Source organism: Sphingomonas sp. Tas61C01, from assembly GCF_052567495.1.
In genome coordinates, this window is record NZ_CP199583.1 from 387,041 (window position 1) to 409,009 (window position 21,969).

Below are 21,969 nucleotides of genomic sequence, written 5' to 3' on the forward strand. Positions count from 1 at the left end.
TCCTTCACAGGTCGCGGAGCATCGCGGCGGGGCGAGATCGCAGCGCGGGTAGGCTGCCGAGCAGGCCGATCGCAAGCGTGATCGCCATCGCGGCGCCGAGAGTCAGCGCCACCGTCGCCCAATCGGGCGCGAAGCCGAGATCGAACACCTGCACCACGACGTACCACCCCGCGGCGCTGCCGACCGCGACGGCCACCGACCCGAGCACCATTGCGAGGAGCGCGTATTCGGCGGCCTGCACCGCCAGCACCTGGCGCGAGGTCCCGCCCAGCAGCTTGAGGATGATGGCGTCATAGCGTCGTGCGCGGCCCGAGGCCGCGACCGCGCCGACCAGCACCGCGATCCCCGCCGCGACGGTCACCGCCCCGGCGACGCGGATCGCCAGTGCGACCTGGCGCAGCACGTCGCCGATCTGCGCGATGACGTCGCCGACGCGGATCATCGTCACCGACGGCAGCGCGCTCGCGATCCGGCGCGTGACCAGACCGTCGCGCGATGCGGGCGAGTAGACCGAGGCGAGCAGCGCATAGGGCGCTTCCTCGATATAGCCGGGCGAGAAGACGATCGCGAAGTTGAGCCCGAGCCCGCCCCAATCGATCGTGCGCAGCGCCGCGATCCGCGCCGGGATGTCGACGCCGAGCACCGACACGGTGATCCGATCGCCGACCTTCAGGTCCAGCGCGGCGGCGGCGCGGTCCTCGATCGATACCAGCGGCGGCCCCTGATAGTCCGCCGGCCACCATTTGCCCGCGGTCACCACGTTACGCGGCGGCAGTGTGGCGGACCAGGTGAGCGTCCGGTCGCCGCGGAGGACCCATGCGGCTTCGGGAACCGCCTTCATCGAGGCGACGGGGACGTCCTTCACCGCGCTGATCGAGCCGCGGAGTGACGGCACCGCCTCGATCCGGGTGCCGGGAGCGACGCCCGCGATGATCGACCGGAAGCGCGCGGCGTCGGCGGGTTGCAGGTCGATCGCAAAGAAGCGCGGCGCCTTGGCGGGAGCGGCGTCGCTCAATTCGGCGGCGAGGCTGGTGTCGATCACTGCGAGCGCGACGAATAGCGAGAAGCCGAGGCCGAGTGCGACGACGAGCCGGTCGATCTGCGATCCCGGGCGGTAGAGATTGGTGACGGCGAGCCGGACGAGCGGATGACGCGGGCGGGGCAGGCGTTTCAGCGCGAGGCGGATCAGGACGCCGATGCCCCAGAGCAGCACGATCAGCGCGGTGACCGCCGCCACGAAGCCGAGCGCCAGCATCCGGTCCGCCGCGGTCAGCACTGCGAGCGCCATGATCGCGCCGACCAGCAGCAGCATCGTGCCGACCACCCGGCGGGAGGGCCGGGCCGCGCTGCCGACGACGTCGCGGAGCAGGGTGGCCGCGGGAACCCGGCGGGCTCGCGCCAAGGCGGGCAGGGCGAACAGCAGTGCGGCGAGGATGGCGAGCACCGCCGCCGTCGCGAGCGGGGCGGGGTAGACCGCCAGCGCTGGCGGCACCGGCAGCGCGTCGCCCGCCACCGTGGCGACGATCCAAGGCACCCCCGCCCCGAGCAGCAACCCCGCGGTGATCCCGACCGCGGCGACGATGCCGAGTTGCAGCAGGAAGATCGTCGCGATCGTGCGCGACTGCGCGCCGAGCACCTTCAGCGTCGCGATGATCCGGGTCTTGGCGCCGAGATAGGCGGCGACGCCGCTGCCGACGCCGACCCCCGCGATCGCCAGCGCGGCGAGCCCGACCAGCAGCAGGAACTGGCCCAATTGCGTGATCGCGCGGCGCAAGCCGGTCGCGGCGCGGTCGCTGGTGCGGCTCGACCAGCCCTGGCCGGGGAAGCGCGCCACCAGCCGCTTGCCGACCGCCTCGGCGCGATCGGGCCAGGCGAGCAGCAGGCGATAGCGGCTCTCGTAGAGGCTGCCGGGCTGGACCAGCCTTGTCGCGTCGAGCCCGGCGAGATCGACGATCACCGGCGGGCCGAGCGCGAAGCCCGCGCCCAGCCGGTCGGGCTCGTCCGCGATCAGGCCGATCACGCGCAGGTCCGCCGCGCCGAGCCGCATCGTGTCGCCGACCCGCAGCCGCAGCCGATCGGCGAGCGCCGGTGCGATCGCCACCTGCCGGCCGGCGGGCATGGCGGCAGTGGCGCCCGGTGCCAGCTTCAGCTTCCCCAGCAGCGGCCACCGCTGGTCGACCGCGCGCACGTCGACCAACGCGTCGCCGGTGTCGCTGTGCGCCATGCCCCGCATCGACAGGCTCTCGGACAGCGTGCCCGCGCCCGCGAAGGCGGCGAGTTCATCGACGGTGGCGCGCCGCTGCGATACCCGCAGCTCGACATCACCCCCGAGGATCGTTCGCCCCTGCGCATCGAGTGCCGCGATGAGGCTGGCGGACAGGCTGCCTATCCCGGCCAGCGCCGCGGTGCCGAGGAACAGGCATAGCGCCAGCAGGATCAGCCCACCCCCGCCGCGCCGCAGGTCGCGCAGCGCGAGTCGCCAGGCGATGGTCACGCGGTGCGCCGGTCGGCGACGATCCGCCCATCGGAGAGCTCGATCACCCGCGCGCACCGCGCCGCGAGCGAGGCATCGTGGGTGATCACGAACAGCGTCGCACCGCGGTCCGCCTGACGCGCGAACAACAGGTCCATGATCGATCGGCCGGTAGCGGCGTCGAGATTTCCGGTCGGTTCGTCGGCGAACAGCAACGCCGGGCGGCCGACCAGCGCCCGCGCGATCGCGACGCGCTGCTGCTCGCCGCCCGAGAGCTGCGCCGGAAAGTGGGTGGTCCGCGCGCCGAGCCCGACCGCCTCCAGTTCGGCACGAGCGGCGTCGAACGCATCGCGCTCGCCCGCCAGCTCCAGCGGCACCGCGACGTTTTCGAGCGCGGTCATCGTCGGCAGCAGGTGGAAGGCCTGGAGCACGATGCCGATCCGCCCCCGCCGGGCGACCGCCAGCGCATCCTCGTCGAGTCGTCCGACGTCGAGCCCGGCCACCCGCACCTCGCCGCCGCTCGGCCGTTCGAGGCCGGCAAGGATCGCCATCAGCGACGACTTGCCCGAGCCCGACGGCCCGAGCAGCGCCACCGTCTCGCCGGCGGCGACCTGCAGGTCGATGTCGCGGAGGATGTCGATCCGGGTCGGCGGGCTTCCGAGCGAGAGGGACAGGTTGCGCACGTCTATCAACGCGCTATCGGGCAGGGATGGAGCGATCGTCACTGTCTGCATGGTACGGACTGCGCCGGGTGGTTGTCCATCTTGCGATGTTCTGCGCGGCCTTCGCCGCGACTGGCGTCAAGGCGGCACCGCGCGCGCCGCTGATCTGGGCGTTCGGCGACAGCCTGGTCGCCGGGTACGGCCTGCCGCCCGCGCAAGGCTTCACCGCGCAGCTGCAGGTGGCGCTGCGGCGGTCGGGGGTCGCCGCCACGGTACGCAACGGCGGGGTGGCGGGCGATACCGCGGCGCAGGCGAGGGCGAGGCTCGCCTGGGGCTTGCGGGGGTTGAAGGCGACGCCCGATCTGGTGATCGTCGAGCTGGGTGCGAACGACATGCTGCGCGGGTTGCCGGTCGCGCAGGCGCAGGCGAACCTCGACGCGGTGCTGGCAGACTTGCGGCGCCGACGCATTGCGGTGCTGTTGATGGGGATGCGCGCGGCGCCGAACCTGGGCGCCGACTATGCAGGGCGGTTCGAGGCGATGTATCCCGCGCTCGCCGCCAAATACCGCGTGCCGCTCTATCCCTTCTACCTCGAAGGGGTGGCGGGGCAGCGCCGGCTCATCCAGCCCGACGGACTGCATCCGAACGCGGCGGGAGTTCAGGTGATCGTGCGCCGCTCGATCGGTGCGATCCGGGGCGCGCTGCCGGCGACCGCGCGACTGCGCTGAACCGAAGCCCGCCATGGTCGTTCGCCAGGGGTGACCTCGATCGCCTTCCGCCCGCTGCACCTCGCGATCGTCGCGCCGCCACTGCCGGGGCACATCAACCCGCTGGTGGCGCTCGGCGCCGCGTTGCAGGACCTCGGCCACCGGGTAACGCTGGTCCATGTGGCGGAGGCGCGCGAGCTATTGGCGGAGGCGCCGATCGGGTTCGAGCCGCTGGAATGCGGGAACATCGGGCCGGACGTGCTGCAAGGCTATGTCGCGCAGCTCGCCGCGGCGACGGGGCCGATCGGACTGAACCGCATGATTGCCGCGACCGCGGCCATGACCGCGACACTGCTCGATCAACTGCCCGCGGCGCTCGAGCGGATCGGCGCGGACGCGGTGATCGCCGACTCCGCCGAACCCGCGGGCGTGCTGGTGGCGCGATTGCTCGGGCTGCCGGTGGTCACCAGCGTTACCGGGCTGCCGTTGATCCGCGAGCCGCAGGTGCCGCCGCCATTCGTCGACTGGCCCTATCTTGCCGGACCGCTCGGGCGGTTCCGCAACGCGGGCGGCTATGCGGTGACCGACCTGCTGCTGGCGCCGATAACCCGCGTCGTCGAGGAGCGGCGCCGAGCCTGGGGGATCACCGAGCGCGCCGAGTTCTCCGATCTGATGCAGATCGCGCAATGCCCACGCGGGCTCGATTTCCCGCGGCAGGATGTGCCGCGCGCGTTCCGCTACGGCGCGGCGTGGCGCTTGCCCGAGCCGGCGATCGATCGGCCCTCGTCCGACGATCGGCCGCTGGTATTCTGCTCGCTCGGCAGCCTGCAGGGGGGGCGCAAGGCGCTGTTCGCGACGATGACCGCGGCGTGTGCCGCAGTCGGCGCGCGCGCGGTGGTGGCACATGGCGGCGGGCTGAACGACGCCGAGGCGCGGAGCCTGCCGGGCGATCCGCTGGTCCGCGACTATTGGCCGCAGACCGCGCTGCTGCGGCACTGCACCGCGGCGGTGCTCCATGGCGGCTTCAACAGCGTGCTCGACGCCCTGGCGGCACGGATCCCGATCGTCGCGGTGCCGATCGCGTTCGAGCAGCCTGCGACCGCGGCCCGGCTGGCCTATGTCGGCGCGGGGCTGCGGGTGTCGCCGGGCGGGCTGAGCGTCGCTCGGCTGACGACCGCGCTGCGGCGAGTGATCGACGAGCCAGCCTTTGCACAGGCGGCATCGCGGCTGGGCGACGAGATGGCGGGCGAAGGCGGGGCCGGGACCGCCGCGGGGCTGGTCAGCGCGGCGCTGGCGCCTTCGCCTCGCGCAGCGCCGGCAGGCGCCACCACGGCGTACCGGGGCTCAGATGATGTTCGTGGTGATAGCCGCCGAAATGGAAGCAGGTGATCAGCGATCCTACGATCCCCAGGCCGTTGCTGCGGGCGCGATGATGATCCGCAAACGGGTCGTCTGCATGCCGGTGCGGCAGGTAGGTGCCGAACACGAAGAGCTGGACAAGCGCGAGTAGCGCCGGGATCGCCCAGAAGATCACGATGTCGATCAGCGACGCGCCGAGCAGCAGGTAGATGCTCGCGACCAGCGTGATCCGCAGGATCTGGCTGTGGGTGTAATAGCCGGCAAAGAACCGCACGAACCACGGCAGTGCGCGGCGCGGATCGCCGGGGTGGAAATCGGGATCGTCGGCGCTGCCCGGTGCGGCGTGGTGCGCGTGGTGCTTGGGCAGCAGCGCCCCGAAGGACAGCCCGGCATAGGCTGCGAGGCACAGCGTGCCGATCGCGCGATTGGCGCGCGGGCTTCCCGGCACCAACGATCCGTGCATGCAATCATGCGCAACGATGAACAGCCCGGTGCTGAGCCAGGTCTGGATCAGCACCAGCACAATCGCGACCGGGACGAGCGCCGTGCTCCACGTCCAGAAGAAGATGCCGCCGATGTGGATCGCCAGCCACGCGACGCCGATCGCGGCGGCGAGCAGGAGGCCGATCGGCGCACGGGAGGCGGGAAGACTGGTCACCGCACCGCCCTACACGGGCACGCGGACAAGTGCACTCGCTACCGTGATCGGGCGGGCGAGGCGGCGCATCAGGATGATCGCGGGCGGAGCGAGCGCGAGGCCGGCGAGGACGTCGACCGCGTAATGGCCGCCGAACACCGGCGTCGCCACGATCGTCAGCCCGGCCCAGCATTGCGCGGGAAACGCCAAGCGGGGGAGATGCCCGAACGCCCAGATGAAGATCAGGGCGAGGGTCGCGTGGAAGCTGGGGAAGGTGACGATCCCCATCATCGCAGCGAGATCGACGACGCGGATCGACCCGTCGCGCAGCCCGCCGATCAGGCCGGTCTCGAGCCACGCGATCGATGGCCACAGATGCCGGTACGCCGCCGGATCGAAGACATTGCCCATCGCGGGAAACAGCCCCGACACCAGGATCGTCGCAAAGCCCGACAGGATCGCGGCTCCCACGGTGATGCGCAGAACCGACGTCCGTCCGGCATGGCTCAGCGCGACGATCGCGACGATCATCTGCACGACGAGGCTGTGATAGGCGAGCCCGAGCAGCCAGATCAGCGGCGGAAGGTGATCGAGCAGCGCGCGGATCGCGGGCCAGTCGACACCCAAAGCGCGGTCCGCAGCGGCGAGGCGGTCGTCCCAGAGCACGCCACCGCGTGCGGCGATCGCATAGGCGAGCACGACGCCGAGCATCGTGAACAGCGTCATTTGGAGGAAGGTCTCGCTCGCCAGCGACAACCGTGGACGCCGCAGCCGCTTGCCGAGCCACAGCGCCGCGGCGAGGGTGGCAAGCCCGGCGAGCGGGAATACGGCACCGCGAGCGTCGAGCGTAAAGGGGTCGCGTTGCGAGATCGAGACGAACGCGACCAGCATCGCGACGATCAACCACCAGGCAAAGGTGCGAACACGATCAATGGCTTGCTGCGCGTCGTTCATCCATGATGAAACGTCGCACGCGTACTTACGTGCCGTGACTTGCGCGGAAATTACGCGCAATCAGTTGGCGGCGACTTGCTCCGCGTCGAACTCGGCGAAGGCGGCGCGGACGGTTTCCGCGCGGTCGTCGTCTTCGATGTCGACCGACACCTTGATCCGGCCTTCGAGCGCCGCGTCGTCGCGCGTCTCCGGGCTCGGCTGCGCTGATTCATTGTCGGAGCCCGCGACTTCCAGCCCGGCGCTGTTCTCGTCGCCCTCGGCGACGACGAAGATGTCGTTGCGGTCGAAGCCATGGTCCTGGACCAGCCGTTCGATCGTCATCTCCGCTTCGCGCCGCGTGTCGAAGCTGGCGGTAAGGGTCTTGGCCATGTCGTTTTCCTCGTTCCTTCTGAGAAGCGCCAGGTTCGCGAGGAAGTTCCCGATTTCCGTTCGGCGGCGATCCTCGCGGGCGAATTGGTCGTCGACCCCTAGCAGCCAGCGCGCGGCCCGGTCGTCGGGCGCGCGGTGCAGGCGATCGAGGCGCTCCGCAAGCGTTTCGACCTCGTCAATGTCATTGGCCAGGCCGGAATCAACCAGCGATGGCGCCTGGCGGCGGAGCGCGGCGGCGATTTCGCCGATCGCGAGTTCGGGATGATATTGGACGCCCCAGAACACGCTGCCGTGGTGCCGGATTTCGGCGGCCTGCACCCGGGTGACTGCGTTCGAGGCGAGCAGATCGGCGTCCGCGGGCAGCGCCTCGACCTCGTCGCCATGGATGCCGGGCGCGTCCCATACCGTCGGGCGACCGGCGAGCAGCGGGTGCGTCCGTCCAGTCTCGGTCGCGACGATGCGGCGCGCGATCCCCGCCTCCAGCCGGTCCGCCATCTTGCGGACCCTCCCGCCCGCGGCAACGACCGCGAGTTGCAGCCCGGCGCACGACCCGAACGAGGGTACGCCCGAATCGAACACCGCGCGCATGAAGGCGATCTGACGTCGTACCTCCGGCGTGTCGTCATAGACGTGGAGCGGCGATCCGGTGATGAAGACCGCATTATAGGCGGCGATCTCGTCGGCGGTCAGCGGCAGCGGATCAGCGTCGGCGGGCGCGACGATCGTGATCGTGGCATCGGGTCGCATCTGCGCAAGCGTCGCTGCATAGGTTTCGCCCGAACTCTTCCCCGCACTCTCCCGCCGCGCCTCGCGCTCGTCGGGGGTTTCACTTTCGGCGACAAGGAATTGCAAGGTACTTCTCCGGCGGGTGCTTAGCTCCACCGCATAACGCGCGGTGGCGAAAACGATCCGCCTGTACGGGCGAGAGTTACCTTAGCGCGCCGCCCAGCGGACGGCGTTGGTGAGGATGCGGCGGTAATTGGGGTCGTCATAGGCTTCGGGATCGTGTCCCAGCGCCGAATACACCACCCGGCCGCGGGCGTTGGGATTGTACCAGATCACGGGATGATCCCCCATCGTCAGCTTGGCACCGGGCCGGTAGCTGGTCTCGTCGAGGCGGGCGAGCACGCGCATGCCCTGCTTCGCCGGGCTGCCCGAAAAGCTGTACCATTCGTCGCGGGGCGCCCAGGGCAGCTTCACGCCCGCCATCACCGGGTGCTTCGGCTCCGCGACCAGGATGCTGGCCTTCTGGAACTGATCCTCGCCGCCGGGGTGGCCGATGAACGTCGTGCCGATGATCGTCTTCACGTACCACGGCGCGACATGGCTGTTGTCGCCCGCGGCATGCAGCGCGACGACACCGCCGCCCGCTGCGACGTAGCGCGCGAACGCCTCGCGCTGGTCGGAAGTCAGGAAGTCGCCGCTCGCGCTGTTGAGCACGACGACCGAAAAGTGTCGCAGCTGCGCGTCGTTGAAGACCGCGGCGTTCTCGGTCGCGAAGCTACGCTTGCCGAGCGCCTTGGCGATATCGGCGAGCACCGCGTTGGAATGCGGCAGATGTTCGAGGTGACGCCAGCCATTGGTCTTCGACACGATCAGCACCGCGCCCTTCAGCCCGTCGGGCAGGGCGGGGGCAGTGGTGTCGTAGGTGGGGGCGGGACGATGCGGATCGGGGCTCGCCTGGGCACAGGTCAGCAGCGCGGCAATTACCAGAAGCCTCTTCATCGGCTCATCCTCTCGATATCGTTGCGGATCATCAGCCAGCCCGCGACGCCGAGCGCAAGTGCAAAGCGTCGCGATCGTGCAGAACGCGAACGAGCCGCACGCCAGGGGCGCACGGCTCGTCCTCGTCGGTAGACCGGCGCGCTCGGTTACATGCCCGACATCGCGCCCATCTTGCCGCCCTGAAGCTTCGTCGCGGCGGCGATGTGCTGCTTTACGATCGGCACCGCGGCCTTCGCGCTGGTGCGCAGTGCCGCCTGGTCGCCGCCGGTCGCATAGCTCTGGTGCAGGTCGAGCGCGGCCTGGTGCGCGGGGATCTGCTGCGCGAGATAGATGCGATCGAAGTCGGTCGCACTGGCGCTCTGCAGCTCGTTGATCGATGCCGTAGCGCCGGGGTCGAGCGCCGGCGGCGGCGGACTCATCCCGGCCTTCTTTGCTGCCTTCATCGTCGCGGCGGTGGTCTTGGTGTGGTGCTTGATCAGCATCGACGCGAACGATCGCACCCCCGCATTCTGCGACTTCTGCAAGGCGATCTGGCTGGAGTTGATCTCGAACAGGTCGCCGGCACCGGCAGCCGCGACATAGGCGACGGCGCTGCTCTTCGCCTCCATCGGCGGTGGTGGCGGCGGGGTCTGTGCGAGGCTGGCCGCAGTACCGAACATCAGCGTCGCTGCCGCAATCGTGTTGACGAGTTTCATCATGTTTCTCCCACGGGGTACGGGAGGTTGAACATGTCGTCTTTGCAGTAAGTTCCGTTTGATCTCAATCAACTAAATGGATGAAGATACACCAGGCCTCACATCCTCTACGAGTGTCTTTGCCAGATCGAAAGATTGCGAGTGGAGCGATCGCGATCGCATGGGTGACGACGTGCGAAACTAGCCATCGCCGGCTTGGTTGCTGCTCGATGGGCCGCAATCGTGTTGATGTGGATTTACGCCGGCGCGTTTGCGGCCCGACACCCGGAACCGAGGCGCAATGCTGTGGTTGAACAACGTCATCGACCAGCAAGGTGCCATTCACATGCCCATCCCCGCAGACACAGTTACCCACGAGATGCTGAAGGGCTCGACGGTGCTGTGTTTCAGCCATTTGCGGTGGGCCTTCGTCTTCCAACGACCGCAGCACCTGATGACGCGGTTCGCGCGCGGCAACCGGGTGCTGTTCTGGGAGGAGCCCGACTATGGCGACGTCTCCGCGGCCACGCTGCGAACGTCGGTGTGCGAGCAGACCGGCGTCGTCGTGCTGACGCCGGTGGTGCCGCACGGCACCGACGCGGCGAAACTCGATCCAATGCTGGCGGCGTTGCTCGACGATCTGGTCGCGCGTGAACCCGGTCCTTTCGTGCGCTGGTACTACACACCGATGATGCTCGACTTCTCCGCGCACGTCCCCGCCGAGTGCGTCGTCTATGACTGCATGGACGAACTGGCCGGCTTCAAGGGCGCGCCGCCGAGCCTGATCGACGCCGAAGGGCGGTTGTTCGACGAGGCCGATCTGGTCTTCACCGGCGGCTACAGCCTGTACGAGGCCAAGCGATCGCGCCACGCCAACATCCATCCGTTCCCATCGAGCGTCGACGTCGCGCATTTCGCCACCGCGCGAAAGGCCGGCGTCGATCCTGCCGATCAGGCGGCGCTGCCGCATCCACGGCTCGGCTTCTATGGGGTAATCGACGAGCGGATGGACCTGGATCTGGTCGCTGGACTCGCCGATGCACGCCGCGAATGGTCGATCGTGCTGGTCGGCCCGGTGGTGAAGGTGAGTGAGGACGAATTGCCGCGCCGCGCCAACCTCCATTATCTCGGCGGCAAGGACTACGCTGAGCTGCCCGACTATCTGCGCGGTTGGGACGTCGCGCTGATGCCGTTCGCGATCAACGCCGCGACGCGCTTCATCAGTCCGACCAAGACCCCCGAATATCTCGCGGCGGGCAAGCCGGTGGTGTCGACTCCGATCGTCGACGTGATCCGCCATTATGGCGAGATCGACGCGGTCGCGATCACCGACGGAGTCGACGCGTTCGTCGCCGCCTGCGATGCGGCGCTGACACTGGCGCAGGGTAACGATGACTGGCGCGGGCAGAGCGACAAGCTGCTGTCGACGCTGTCGTGGGATGCGACCTTCGCGCAGATGTCCGGCCTGATCGAAGGCGTCGCCGCCGGGCAGCGGATCCACCAGCCGATTGTCTCTCCGACCACCTGGCCCGCCGCGCCGACGCGCTATGACGTCATGATCGTCGGTGCCGGGTTCGCGGGTGCAGTGATGGCGGAGCGGCTCGCGTCCGAACTCGGCAAGAAGGTGCTGGTGGTCGATCGCCGTCCGCACGTCGCGGGAAACGCCTTCGATCGCTACGACGACGCGGGCATCCTTATGCATCAATACGGTCCGCACATCTTCCACACCAATTCGGCCGAAGTGTTCGACTATCTGTCGCGCTTCACCGAATGGCGCCCCTACGAGCACCGCGTGCTCGCCGACGTCGACGGCAAGCTGGTGCCGATGCCGATCAACCGCACCACGCTCAACCAGCTCTATGATCTCGAACTCGACAGCGACGAGGCGGTCGACGCATTCCTGGCGAGCCGCGCCGAGCCGGTCGAAACGATCCGCACCTCCGCCGACGTGGTGGTGGCGAAGGTCGGGCGCGAGCTCTACGAGACCTTCTTCCAGGGCTATACCCGCAAGCAATGGGGCATGGACCCGTCCGAGCTCGACAAATCGGTGACGTCGCGCGTGCCGACCCGCACCAACACCGACGATCGTTATTTCACCGACACCTTTCAGGCGATGCCGCTCGACGGCTACACCAAGATGTTCGAACGGATGCTCGATCATCCCAACATCGATCTGCTGCTAGGGGTCGACTATCTCGATGCACGGGCGGCGTATCCGCACGATCATCTGGTCTTCACCGGGCCGATCGACGAGTATTTCGGGCATCGCTACGGCCGGCTTCCCTATCGCTCGCTGGAGTTCAAGCACGAGACCCACGATCGCGTGCAGTTCCAGCCCGCCGCGGTGGTCAATTATCCGTCGGAAGCGATCCCGTTCACGCGGATCACCGAGTATAAGTACCTGACCGGACAGGAAGCGGCCAAGACCAGTATCACCTACGAGATCCCGAGTGCGACCGGCGATCCGTATTACCCGATCCCGCGGCCCGAGAACCAGGCGTTGTTCAAGCGATACGAGGCGCTGGCGATCGCGCAGTCGGACGTGACCTTCGTCGGGCGACTGGCGACGTACCGTTACTACAACATGGACCAGGTCGTGGGTCAGGCGTTCTCCGCGTTCCGCAAGCTGGCGACGAAGCTGGCGGGCAAGAGTGACGTCGTGCGGATGCCGGTGGCTGCAAGTCTCGCCGACAACGATGTGGCGCTGGCACCCAAGACGGCGCCGGCGTTGGCGACAGGCACGCGGGGCTAAGGCAGCGTAGGCTCGATCCTCAGCTTTCCGATCGGAATGTCGCCGAGGCGATCTGCGCCGCGGTCAGCGCCTGCTTGAAGCGCAGGCCGAACCGCCCGCTCGCCGCCCAGGCGATGCTGGCCGAGCGCGACCAGCCGCAGCAGCGGAGCGTCACCTGCTTGCCGGGATCGAGATCGACGCGGCCGTGCATCAGCGCGCCGAGCGCGGACAGGTCGAGGACATGGACGCGGGTCGCCGTGTCGCCGACCTGAAGCTCGGCGGGCTGGAATACCTTCAATCTGGCCTGGGCTCGAATCGGAGCCCTGTCGGTCGCGTCGTCCATCGGTCGCCTTCGGGTAGATACGATCAATGCGCTACCGTGCGCAGGCGACCAACCTGTCACCGACCGTCGTTAACGCCGTGCAGACTTCCGCTTTTTTAACGGGTTGCGCCTAGGCCGTGCCGACGAGTTCAGAGGCGGTGCGGTGGCTTTCCTTACGCGTTCTATCCTAACAGCGGCCGGGCTGGCCTGTCTCTTCGCGGGGCAGGGCGCCGCGGCGCAGACGATCCTCGACCGGGTCGATCCATCCAAGGTCGAACCCAGCGCGCCTGCGCCGGCACCGCCCGGAGATGGCCCGCGGGTCGATCTTACCGTTGCCGGGGCGGCGCGGGCGGTGACGCTCGATCGTGCGGTGATGGTCGGGGCGGTCACGATCGTCGGGCTGGAGCGGCTGCACGCGTCCCACTTCGCCGACCTGATCATCGCGCATGTCGGTCGCACCCTGACGCCCGCCGACCTCGCCCGCCTCGCCGATCTGGTCGCCGAGCGGGCGCGGGCACGGGGCTATGTGTTCGCGCAGGCGACGATCCCGCCACAGGCGGTGACCGCGGGCGTGCTGCGGGTGTCGATCGACGAAGGCCGGATCGACGAACTGCGGATCCGCGGTGCGGACAATCGCGCGGTGCGCGCGGCGCTGGCGCCGTTGATCGGCAGCGGGCCGGTGACGATCGGCGCGCTGGAACGCCGCCTGCTGATCGCGGGCGACGTCGACGGCATGTGGCTGCGCCGGTCGCAGTTCGTGCGCGAAGGCACGCGCGGGGTGCTGGTGGTCGAGGCGATCCGCAACCGCGTCGGCGCGAGCATCGGCATCGACAATTCAGGATCGCGGGCGATCGGGCCGATCCAGGGCGATGTCACCGTCCGCTACAGCCAGCTGTTCGCCGACGACGATCTCGTCACCTTCACCGCCCTGACGACACCGGCCGAGCCGCGCGAGTTCGGCTACGCGCGGCTGCGCTATGGCAAGCGCGTCGCGACCGACGGCACCGAGGTCGCGATGTCGGTGAGCTATTCGCGCGCGCTGCCGGGGTCGTATCTGCGATCCCGCGAGATCGAGGGACGGAGCTGGACCGCCGGGCTCAACGCGCTCCATCCGTTGCTGCGCCGCCGCCAGACCAGCCTGTGGGTGGAAGGATCGATCGGCCTCCGCACCGTCGAACAGTCCCGCGCCGACCGTCGGGTTCGCCGCGATCGGCTGACCGTCGCGCGGGTCGGCGCCTATGGCTTCACCGCGACGCCGGGGGGAAGGCTGCGGACCAGCGTTACCTTCAGCCAAGGGCTCGACCTGTTCGACGCGACCAGGCGCGGGGATCCGCTGGCGTCGCGCGACGATGCGAGCGGGCGCTTCAGCAGCGTTGCGATGTCCGCGAGCTGGACGATGACCCCGGTTGGCGGGTTCGGCGCCCAGGTCGACGTCGCCACGCAGGTGGCGGCACAACCGCTGCTGGTGTCGGAGGAAACCGGGCTCGGTGGCGGGAGCTTCCTGCGCGCCTATGACTATAGCGAGCGGATCGGCGACGATGCGGCGATGGCGTCGGTCGAGTTGCGCTACGATGTGGCGAAAGCGGTGGGTCCATTGGTGCGGCCGCAGCTCTATGCGTTCGCCGATGGCGGCGTCGCGCGGAACCTACGTCGTGGCACGGGCGGCGGTTCGCTGTTCTCGACCGGGGTGGGTGTCCGCACCGGGATAACCCGCACCGCGACTGCCGACGTCGCGCTGGCGGTGCCGCTGTCAAGCATACGCTACGACAGCGGCGACCGCTCCCCCCTGGTGAGTTTCCGCATAACCAACCGCTTCTAGAGCAATTCGTGATCATGCCGACATCAAGCCCCTCCCCTAAGGGGAGGGGTGAAAAGGTAGGATCAGGAAACCGGATCAAGTAACGACGATCAATCCCGTCTACGGAATGACCAGACCAGGGTGGATAGGCTGCTGATCACTGCCGCGACGGCGAGCAGGACGGGGGCGTCGGGTATCGCCATGGCTCTTCTCCTTCACGACTCGGATGTACCGCTTGCATATCGTGTAGGACAGAACAAAACCGGAACTATGGCTTCTCCGACAGGCTCTTGAGCAGCGTCGCGCGCATCCGGCCGGCAAGCTCGGGGGTCGGCGGACCGAGTACGCCCTGAACTGTCGGGGGCAGATGCGCCACCGGGTCGCCGTTGCGCTGGAAGACGAGATGGTCGAACATCGTCCGCCATACCTCGCGCTGGTCCTCGGGCAGGTTGCGCAGCGAGTAGAGCGCGAGCAGCAACGCGTCATAGGGATTGCCGCCGAGGGTCGCGGCCGGGTTCCACCAATAGTTCATGAAGGCATTGACGGGCGCGAGCGAGTCGACCGCGTGCCACCAGTGGAACGGGATGTAGATCGCGTCGCCGGGCTCCAGCGTCGCCGCCTGCGCTACCTTCATCGCCTCGGCGAAGCGGGGATACCGATCGAGATCGGGGTCCACGGGATCGACCAGGCTGATCGGGGTGCCCGCGGGGGTGAGTTCCAGCGGCCCCATATAGAGGTTGGCGATCTGATCGGGCGGGAACAGCGTGAAGCGCCGCCGGCCGATGACGACGATGCCGATATTCTCCTGCAGATCGTAATGCGTCGCGACCCGGATCGCGTTGCCGAGCCACAGCCGCGGCACCACGGATGCATCGACCAGGTCGGTGTGGTTCCGCTCGGCGAACCCGGGCAGCAGATCGGGGGTGGGGATCGACTGCACCGCCATCGCGTAGGGGCGCAGCGCATCTCGATCGCGGAGCAGCCGGTCGAGAAAGGGATCGAGCGGCGATTTGCCGCGGGCGAAGTTCAGCCCGGTCAGGTCGGCGGTGTAGAAGAAGCGGCCTTCGATCTCGGGTTCGCCGACGATCGCGTTGACCGGATCGGCATGGCTGAAGCCCTTGAGATACGCGACTGCAGCCTCTCCGCTTTCCCGGGCGGCCTGCACCGCGGGCCAGTCGCGCCCGAGCCCGCGCAGGATCGCCGGCTGGCGCGCGGGGCGGATCTCGCGATCGAATTGCTCGCGCGTCACCCCGCTGTACTCGCGGATCGGGGTGGGGGCGGAGAGCGTCACGAGGCGCGGCGCAACGGCGTCGCCGCGCAGCCGATGCGGCGCAGATGATCCTGCTGGAGCGGCATCGCGTCGGCGGTGCCGGCGACCACCTCGCGGATGTGGCGCAGGCGGGTCAGCGTTTCCTCCTCGGGCAGGAGATCGGCGGCGGGGTGATAGCCGCGCGGCTCCAGGCCCTGGCCGACCATCACCGAGAGCCAGCTCGTCTCGGTGAACAGCTCGTTGCCTTCGCGGAACACACGGCCGTTGCGTTCGAACATCGCGAGCTTCTGCGCGAGGCCGGCCGGGGGTTCGAGCGTGCGGCAATAGTCCCAGAACGGCGTGTCGTTGCGCTCCGTCGCTTTATAGTGAAGCACAAGAAAGTCGCGGATGTCGATGTAATCCTGCACCGATTCCTCGTTGAACCGATCGATCTCGACCTGATCGAAGTCCTTGGTCGGGAAAAGCGTCATCAGCCGCGCAATGCCCGATTGCACGAGGTGGATGCTGGTGGATTCGAGCGGCTCGAGGAATCCGCCGGCCAATCCCAGGGCGACGACGTTGCCGACCCAGGCGCGGCGGCGGTGCCCGGCACGGAAGCGGAGCTGCCTGGGCTCGGCGAGCGGCGCGCCGTCGAGGTTGGCGAGGAGGGTGGCCGCGGCCTCGTCATCGGAGATGTGCGCACTGGAATAGACGTAGCCATTGCCGATGCGGTGCTGGAGCGGGATGCGCCATTGCCAGCCGGCGCCGCGTGCGGTGGAGCGGGTGAGCGGGTGATCGTCGCCGCCGAGTTCGCACGGCACCGCATAGGCTCGGTCACAAGGCAGCCAGGCGGTCCAGTCCTCGAACCCCGCGCCCATCACCTCCTCGATCAGTATGCCGCGGAAGCCCGAACAGTCGACGAACAGGTCGCCTTCGATCCGTGAGCCCGATTGCAGGACGAGCGCGGTGACATGACCATTCTCGCCACCACGTTCGACATCGACGATGCGGCCTTCGGTACGGGTCACGCCCCAGCCTTCCGCCAGCCGCCGCAGGTAGCGTGCGTAGAGCCCGGCATCGAACTGGAAGGCATAGCCGAGCTTCGACAGGGGGGAGTTGGGCTGATCGGGGCGGGGGTGGGCGAACTTGCTGCGCAGCCCCGCGACCACCGCCAGCGAATAGGCGTCGAGCGGGGTCCGGTCGCCGAGCGCGCGTGCCTTCAGCCAATGATGGTGGAACTGGATCCCCTTCATGTCGATGCCGTAGAAGCCGAACGGGTGGACGTAGCGGTCGCCGAGCCGCGTCCAATCGACGAATTCGATCCCGAGCTTGTAGGTCGCGCGGGTCTCGCGGACGAAATCCGCCTCGTCGATCCCGAGCATCGCGTTGAACAGCCCGATCTGCGGGATCGTCGCCTCGCCGACGCCGACGGTGCCGATCTCGTCGGATTCGACCAGCTCGATTGACAGATGCGGCATCTCGCCCATCACCCGTGCGATGCCCGCAGCGGCCATCCAGCCCGCGGTGCCGCCGCCGACGATCACCACCCGGCGGATCGCATTCGCCCTCATACCGGCGATCCGGTGGTGGCGGCGAACGGCGATTCCGCGGTGAACGAGAAGGTCGGCACCTCGTCTTCGGCCGGGGGCGGGGATGGGGGCGGGGGCGGCGCAAAGCCGGGTTTGGCGAAGGGCGCGGGGCCGCAGGCGCGGATGAAGTCGCCATGGGTCGGCAGCCGATCGGCGACGTCGAGATAGCTCAACCGCATCTGCTCGAGCGCGTGCGCCACCTTGTCCTCGTCGAGCGCATCGACCGCAGGCTCGTGCTCCGCCGGTACGATATGCTGGCCGAGGCACACCGCGACCCAGCTGGTCGTCGCGAACAGTTCGGCGGCATCGCGGAACAGCCGGCCCTTGGCCCGGAACAGGTCGATCTTGCGCTGGAGGGTGGGGGGCACCGCCATCGTCCGGCAATGATCCCAGAACGGCGTGTCGTTCCGCGTCGTCGCCTTGTAGTGGAGGACCACGAAGTCCCGCACGTCCTCGTACAGGTCGCGCATCTGGCGGTTGTATTCGTCGCGTTCGACCGGATCGAACCGCTTGTCGGGGAACAGCGCGATCAGTCGCGCGATGCCCGACTGGATGAAGTGGATGCTGGTCGATTCGAGCGGTTCGATGAAGCCGCTCGACAGGCCCAGCGCGACGACGTTAGCGTTCCACGACGACAGCCGCCGGCCGGTGGTGAACTGGATGCGACGCGGGGCGGCAAGCGGCGCGCCCTCGAGATTGTCGAGCAGCAGCCGCTCCGCGTCGTCGTCGGACATGAACTTGCTCGAATAGACCAGCCCGTTACCCATTCGGTGCTGGAGCGGGATCCGCCATTGCCAGCCAGCCCCGCGCGCGGTCGAGCGGGTGAACGGGTCGGGGTCGCCGGGATAGTCGGTCGGCACCGCGATCGCGCGGTCGCAGGGCAGCCACTCGCTCCAATCGTCATAGCCGGTCTTCAGCGTCTCCTCGATCAGCAGGCCCCGGAACCCGGAGCAATCGAGGAACAGCTCGCCGCCGATCTTTTCGCTGCTCTCCAACGTCACCGCTTCGACATGCCCGTCGGCGCGTTGCGCGACATCGACGACGCGGCCCTCGACGCGCCGAACCCCGCGGCGCTCGGCATAGCGGCGCAGGAATTGCGCGTAGAGCCCGGCGTCGAAATGGAAGGCGTAGAGCAGTTCCTTGATCGGCGATTGCGCGCCTTCGGCGGCGCGGCCGTATTTACCGCGCGAGGCGGCCACTGCGCTCATCGACCAGGAGGAGATATCGGGCATTACCCGGCGCTGGCGTTCGCGCAGGTAGAGCTGGTGGAAATGCACGCCCTGCAGATCGCGGCCGTGGAAGCCGAACGGGTGGAAATAGCGCTCGTTCAACCCGCCCCAGTCGACGAACTCGATGCCGAGCTTGAAGGTGGCGCCGGTGTCGCGGAGGAAATCGTTCTCGTTGATGCCGAGCATCTGGTTGAAGGTGATGATCGGCGGGATCGTCGCCTCGCCGACGCCGACGGTGCCGATCTCGTCGGATTCGATCAGCGTGATGCGGGTATGGCCATTGTCGAGGAAACGCGACAGTGCGGCGGCCGCCATCCAGCCGGCGGTGCCGCCGCCGACGATGACGACGTCGCGGATCGTGTGTTCGTTCATCGGGCGATCTGCCTGTTCATGGCTTGGAGGAAAGCGGCCTGGGTCGGCGCCTGGGCGACGGCGGTGGCGATGGTCTCGCGAACCGACGCCATCAGCGCGTCGGATTGCTGCGGGGGGACGATGTCGATCAGCGGGTCCGACCGGCGCGGCAACACGCCCTGGCCGAGCAGCACCGCCAGCCAGCTGTCGCGCGCGAACGTCTCCTCCTCGTAGATCGGGAGGCGCCCGCGTTCGCGGAACTGCGCGAGGCTATGGGCGAGCGAGGGGGGCGGTTCGATCGCGGCGACCGCGCGCCAGAACGGCTCGATCCGCGACGAGACGGCATAATGGAGGATCACGAAGTCGCGGACCCTCATCGCCTCCGCCGCACATTGGCGGTTGAAGTCGCCGGTCTCGACCCCGGCGCAGGCGCGATCCGGGAGCATCGCGATCATCCGGTCGATCGCGCTGTGCGCCAGGTGGAGGTTGGTCCATTCCAGCGGCTCGATCGCAGTCGCGGCGTCGCCGATCGCGACGCAGTTGCGCAGCCACGGGGCGGGGCGGGTGCCGGCATCGATCGCCACACGCGCCGGTTGCGGCGCGCCCAGCAACGCCGCGGCGTCCGCGTCGTCGGCATGGGCGCTGCTGTAGACCAGGCCGATGCTGGTGCGGTGCCGTCCACCGGCCGCCCAGCGCCAGCCGCAGGGGACCGCCTCGACGGTGTCGGTGGATGCGCAGCTCGTCGGGGCGGCCACCTCGGCGATCAGCATCCGGTCGCAGGGCAGCCAGGCGCGCCAGCTTTGCCGTTCCTCGTCGACGCAGGACCTGATCCGCGCGGCGGGACCGGTACAGTCGACGAACAGGTCGGCGGCGAGATCGGTGCCGTCGTCGAGCCGCAGCGACGCGACGAAGCCGTCGTCGCGCATCGTCACCGCGGCGATGTCGCCCGGCCGCTCGCGGACGCCGCAGTGGAGCGCGAAGGCGCGGAGCATCCCGCGATAGCGTGGCGGATCGATCTGGAGGCCATAGTCGAGGCCCGTGCCCGGCAGCTTGTCGATCTCCGCCGGGGGAACGAAGCGGTCGTTTGCGGCCAGCATCGCGGCAACGCTGTGGCGGTCGAACGGCGCGGCGGTACCGGCGTGCGCGGCGCGGACCCAGTGATGATGGAAGGAGGCCGCGCCGATGTTGTTGCCGTGTCCGCCATAGGCATGGACGTAGTCGCGCGACCCCGTCGCCCAGCCGCGGAAGCGCGTGCCCAACCGGTAGAGGCTGCCGGCACGCACCACGGTATCGTCGTCGCCGAGACCAAGATCGTCATGGAAGCCGAAGATCGAGGGCAGCGTGCTCGCGATCCGGTCCGCCAGCGCGTCGGCGGGCGGCTCGATCGCGAGCAGGGTGACGTCGAGCCAGGGCAGGCGTCGCTTCAGCGCGGCGGCGGCCGACCAGCCGACGATCCCGCCGCCCGCGACGACCACCTGCGCGATCGGGCGATCGAGCGCGATTGGTCGCGATCCTGCCGCGCCCGGCATGTCAGGCGGCCTTTGCCATCGGGCAATAGCCTTCGATGAAGCGCAGGTGATCGGGCATGTCGCGGGCGAGCTCGGTAATCTCGGCGCGCAGCTGGTCCATGCCGCGGGCGAGGCTGTCGGCGCTCGGCAGGTCGGCGCGCTGGTCGTAGCCCGCGGGAAGCACGCGCTGGCCGAGATAGACCGCGACCCAGCTGGCGTCGAGGAACACGCCTTCGCGATATTTCACGACACGCCCGCGGCGGCGGAACAGCTCCATCTTCTCCGCCAGACTATCCGGTATCGGCATCGTCCGGACGTAGTTCCAGAAGTCCGAATCGTCGCGCTCGGTGGCGTGATAATGGAGGATCAGGAAGTCGCGGATGCGGTCATATTCGAGATCGATGACGCGGTTGAACTCGTCGCGGTCGCTCGGCACGATCTCGCGACCGGGGAACAGCTCGAGCAGCGCGGTGATCGCCTGCTGGACCAGGTAGATGCTGGTCGATTCGAGCGGTTCGAGGAACCCGCTGGCGAGCCCGATCGCGACGCAGTTGCGCACCCAGCTACGCTCGCGCCGACCCGCCTTGAAGCGGAGGAAGCGCGGCTGGGCGATCGGCTCGCCCTCGACCGCGCCGACCAGCGCGGCGGCGGCCTGATCGTCGCTGACGAAGTCGCTCGAATAGACATAGCCGTTGCCGGTGCGGTGCTGGAGCGGGATCCGCCAGCGCCACCCGGCGGGCATCGCGATCGCGCTGGTATAGGGCGTCACCGCAGTCTCGGTTCGGCACGGCATCGCCGCGGCGCGATCGGCAGGCAGCCAGCGCGACCAGTCCTGGAACGGCTCCTGCAATGCTTCGCCGAGCAGCAGCGATCGGAACCCCGAACAATCGACGAACAGGTCGCCTTCGATGCGCTGGCCGCCGTCGAGCTTGATCGCGCGGATGTCGCCGCTTTCGCCGTCCAGCTCGACGTCGACGACCTTGCCCTCGGTTCGTACCGCGCCGAGCCCCTCGGCCAGCGCGCGCAGATAGGGCGCGAACATCACCGCATCGAATTGATACGCATAGCCGAAGGTGGTGGTCATCTTGCCGGGCTCGGTGGTGGGCGGGACGAACTTGCCGGTCCGCGCCATCGTGCACGCCATCGAGAATTGTTCGAGCGGCGGCGGATTGGCGCCGGCATGGACCAGCCGTGCCCAATAATGGTGGAAGTCGACCTCACCCTGGCCGCGCCCGAAGGTGCCGAACGGATGGACATAGCTGTCGCCGATCCGGCCCCAGTCGCGGAACTCGATGCCGAGCTTGAAGGTGGCGCGGGTCCACGACATGAAATCGGCTTCGCGGATGCCGAGCCGCTCGTTGAAGGCGCGGATGTGCGGCAGGGTGGCTTCGCCGACCCCGACGATGCCGATCGCTTCGGATTCGACGAGGTGGATCGAACAGTGCCGCGGGAGCATCTTGGCGAGCGCGGCGGCGGTCATCCACCCCGACGTGCCCCCGCCGACGATCACGATCCGCTGTCGTTGCGCTTCGCTCATGGCGATCCGTCATCCTCTCGCGCTTCCGGTCACCTATCCACAAGCGTGCGTCAAGCCGGTGTGCTTGCGGACGGCCCGAGTAAATGTGGCAACTT

The 21,969-nt window shown here is 68.6% G+C and carries 17 protein-coding genes; 4 read left to right on the plus strand and 13 right to left on the minus strand.

Going from position 1 to position 21,969, the window contains the following annotated elements; translation table 11 throughout:
- Positions 1–4: 4 nt before the first annotated feature.
- Together ACT009_RS01800 and ACT009_RS01805 are read right to left on the minus strand one after the other, a co-directional pair.
- Entirely contained in the window at positions 5–2,494 is a 2,490-nt protein-coding gene (locus ACT009_RS01800; protein ID WP_445192695.1) for an ABC transporter permease, read from the minus strand.
- On the minus strand, positions 2,491–3,207 hold the full coding sequence (locus tag ACT009_RS01805) for an ABC transporter ATP-binding protein (protein WP_445192696.1): 717 nt from the start codon (positions 3,205–3,207) through the stop codon (positions 2,491–2,493). Before ACT009_RS01805 ends, ACT009_RS01800 begins: the two co-directional genes overlap by 4 nt.
- Before the next feature lie 35 nt (positions 3,208–3,242).
- Between ACT009_RS01805 and ACT009_RS01810 the strand changes: the two genes are divergently transcribed.
- A complete protein-coding gene (locus ACT009_RS01810) occupies positions 3,243–3,863 on the plus strand; it encodes an arylesterase (RefSeq protein WP_445193974.1) in 621 nt (206 codons plus the stop codon).
- 30 nt (positions 3,864–3,893) lie between these two features.
- On the plus strand, positions 3,894–5,231 hold the full coding sequence (locus tag ACT009_RS01815; RefSeq protein WP_445192697.1) for a glycosyltransferase: 1,338 nt from the start codon (positions 3,894–3,896) through the stop codon (positions 5,229–5,231).
- On the opposite strand, the gene ACT009_RS01820 is transcribed toward ACT009_RS01815, so the two are convergent.
- The 5 genes from ACT009_RS01820 to ACT009_RS01840 all read right to left on the minus strand — a co-directional run bounded on the left by ACT009_RS01820 (position 5,122) and on the right by ACT009_RS01840 (position 9,584).
- Positions 5,122–5,859 (minus strand): fatty acid desaturase, encoded by a 738-nt coding sequence (locus ACT009_RS01820; RefSeq protein ID WP_445192698.1) that lies wholly within the window; start codon positions 5,857–5,859, stop codon positions 5,122–5,124. The two genes, ACT009_RS01815 and ACT009_RS01820, sit on opposite strands and share 110 nt — an antisense overlap.
- Positions 5,860–5,868: 9 nt before the next feature.
- Positions 5,869–6,792, minus strand: a complete 924-nt coding sequence (locus ACT009_RS01825; RefSeq protein WP_445192699.1) for a phosphatase PAP2 family protein — start codon at positions 6,790–6,792, stop codon at positions 5,869–5,871.
- A gap of 60 nt (positions 6,793–6,852) precedes the next feature.
- A complete protein-coding gene (locus ACT009_RS01830) occupies positions 6,853–8,013 on the minus strand; it encodes a type 1 glutamine amidotransferase (RefSeq protein ID WP_445192700.1) in 1,161 nt (386 codons plus the stop codon).
- Positions 8,014–8,094: 81 nt separating this feature from the next.
- The gene (locus tag ACT009_RS01835; protein WP_445192701.1) at positions 8,095–8,886 is read right to left on the minus strand and encodes a ThuA domain-containing protein; all 792 of its coding nucleotides are present in this window, start codon (positions 8,884–8,886) and stop codon (positions 8,095–8,097) included.
- Positions 8,887–9,032: 146 nt separating this feature from the next.
- Positions 9,033–9,584 carry a DUF4142 domain-containing protein gene (locus ACT009_RS01840; RefSeq protein ID WP_445192702.1) on the minus strand — a complete coding sequence of 184 codons (552 nt, stop codon included), beginning with the start codon at positions 9,582–9,584 and terminating at the stop codon, positions 9,033–9,035.
- 322 nt (positions 9,585–9,906) lie between these two features.
- Between ACT009_RS01840 and glf the strand changes: the two genes are divergently transcribed.
- The gene (gene glf, locus ACT009_RS01845; protein ID WP_445192703.1) at positions 9,907–12,312 is read left to right on the plus strand and encodes a UDP-galactopyranose mutase; all 2,406 of its coding nucleotides are present in this window, start codon (positions 9,907–9,909) and stop codon (positions 12,310–12,312) included.
- Positions 12,313–12,331: 19 nt separating this feature from the next.
- Here the strand turns inward: glf and ACT009_RS01850 are convergent, their stop codons facing one another.
- Positions 12,332–12,634 carry a PilZ domain-containing protein gene (locus tag ACT009_RS01850; protein WP_445192704.1) on the minus strand — a complete coding sequence of 101 codons (303 nt, stop codon included), beginning with the start codon at positions 12,632–12,634 and terminating at the stop codon, positions 12,332–12,334.
- A gap of 142 nt (positions 12,635–12,776) precedes the next feature.
- On the opposite strand from ACT009_RS01850, the gene ACT009_RS01855 reads away from it, so the two are divergent.
- Entirely contained in the window at positions 12,777–14,432 is a 1,656-nt protein-coding gene (locus ACT009_RS01855) for a ShlB/FhaC/HecB family hemolysin secretion/activation protein (protein WP_445192705.1), read from the plus strand.
- Between the two features lie 247 nt (positions 14,433–14,679).
- Here the strand turns inward: ACT009_RS01855 and ACT009_RS01860 are convergent, their stop codons facing one another.
- Genes ACT009_RS01860 through ACT009_RS01880 form a run of 5 tightly spaced genes read right to left on the minus strand, consistent with a single transcriptional unit; the run spans position 14,680 to position 21,874 of the window.
- Positions 14,680–15,702, minus strand: coding sequence for a cupin-like domain-containing protein (locus tag ACT009_RS01860; protein WP_445192706.1), 1,023 nt, complete (start codon positions 15,700–15,702; stop codon positions 14,680–14,682).
- The gene (locus ACT009_RS01865; RefSeq protein ID WP_445192707.1) at positions 15,699–17,231 is read right to left on the minus strand and encodes a tryptophan halogenase family protein; all 1,533 of its coding nucleotides are present in this window, start codon (positions 17,229–17,231) and stop codon (positions 15,699–15,701) included. The genes ACT009_RS01860 and ACT009_RS01865 overlap by 4 nt, the downstream gene beginning before the upstream one ends.
- Entirely contained in the window at positions 17,228–18,850 is a 1,623-nt protein-coding gene (locus ACT009_RS01870) for a tryptophan halogenase family protein (protein ID WP_445192708.1), read from the minus strand. Before ACT009_RS01870 ends, ACT009_RS01865 begins: the two co-directional genes overlap by 4 nt.
- On the minus strand, positions 18,847–20,358 hold the full coding sequence (locus ACT009_RS01875) for a tryptophan 7-halogenase (RefSeq protein ID WP_445192709.1): 1,512 nt from the start codon (positions 20,356–20,358) through the stop codon (positions 18,847–18,849). The genes ACT009_RS01870 and ACT009_RS01875 overlap by 4 nt, the downstream gene beginning before the upstream one ends.
- Position 20,359: 1 nt before the next feature.
- Complete coding sequence (locus tag ACT009_RS01880) at positions 20,360–21,874, minus strand: tryptophan halogenase family protein (RefSeq protein ID WP_445192710.1); 1,515 nt, start codon at positions 21,872–21,874, stop codon at positions 20,360–20,362.
- Positions 21,875–21,969 lie beyond the last annotated feature (95 nt).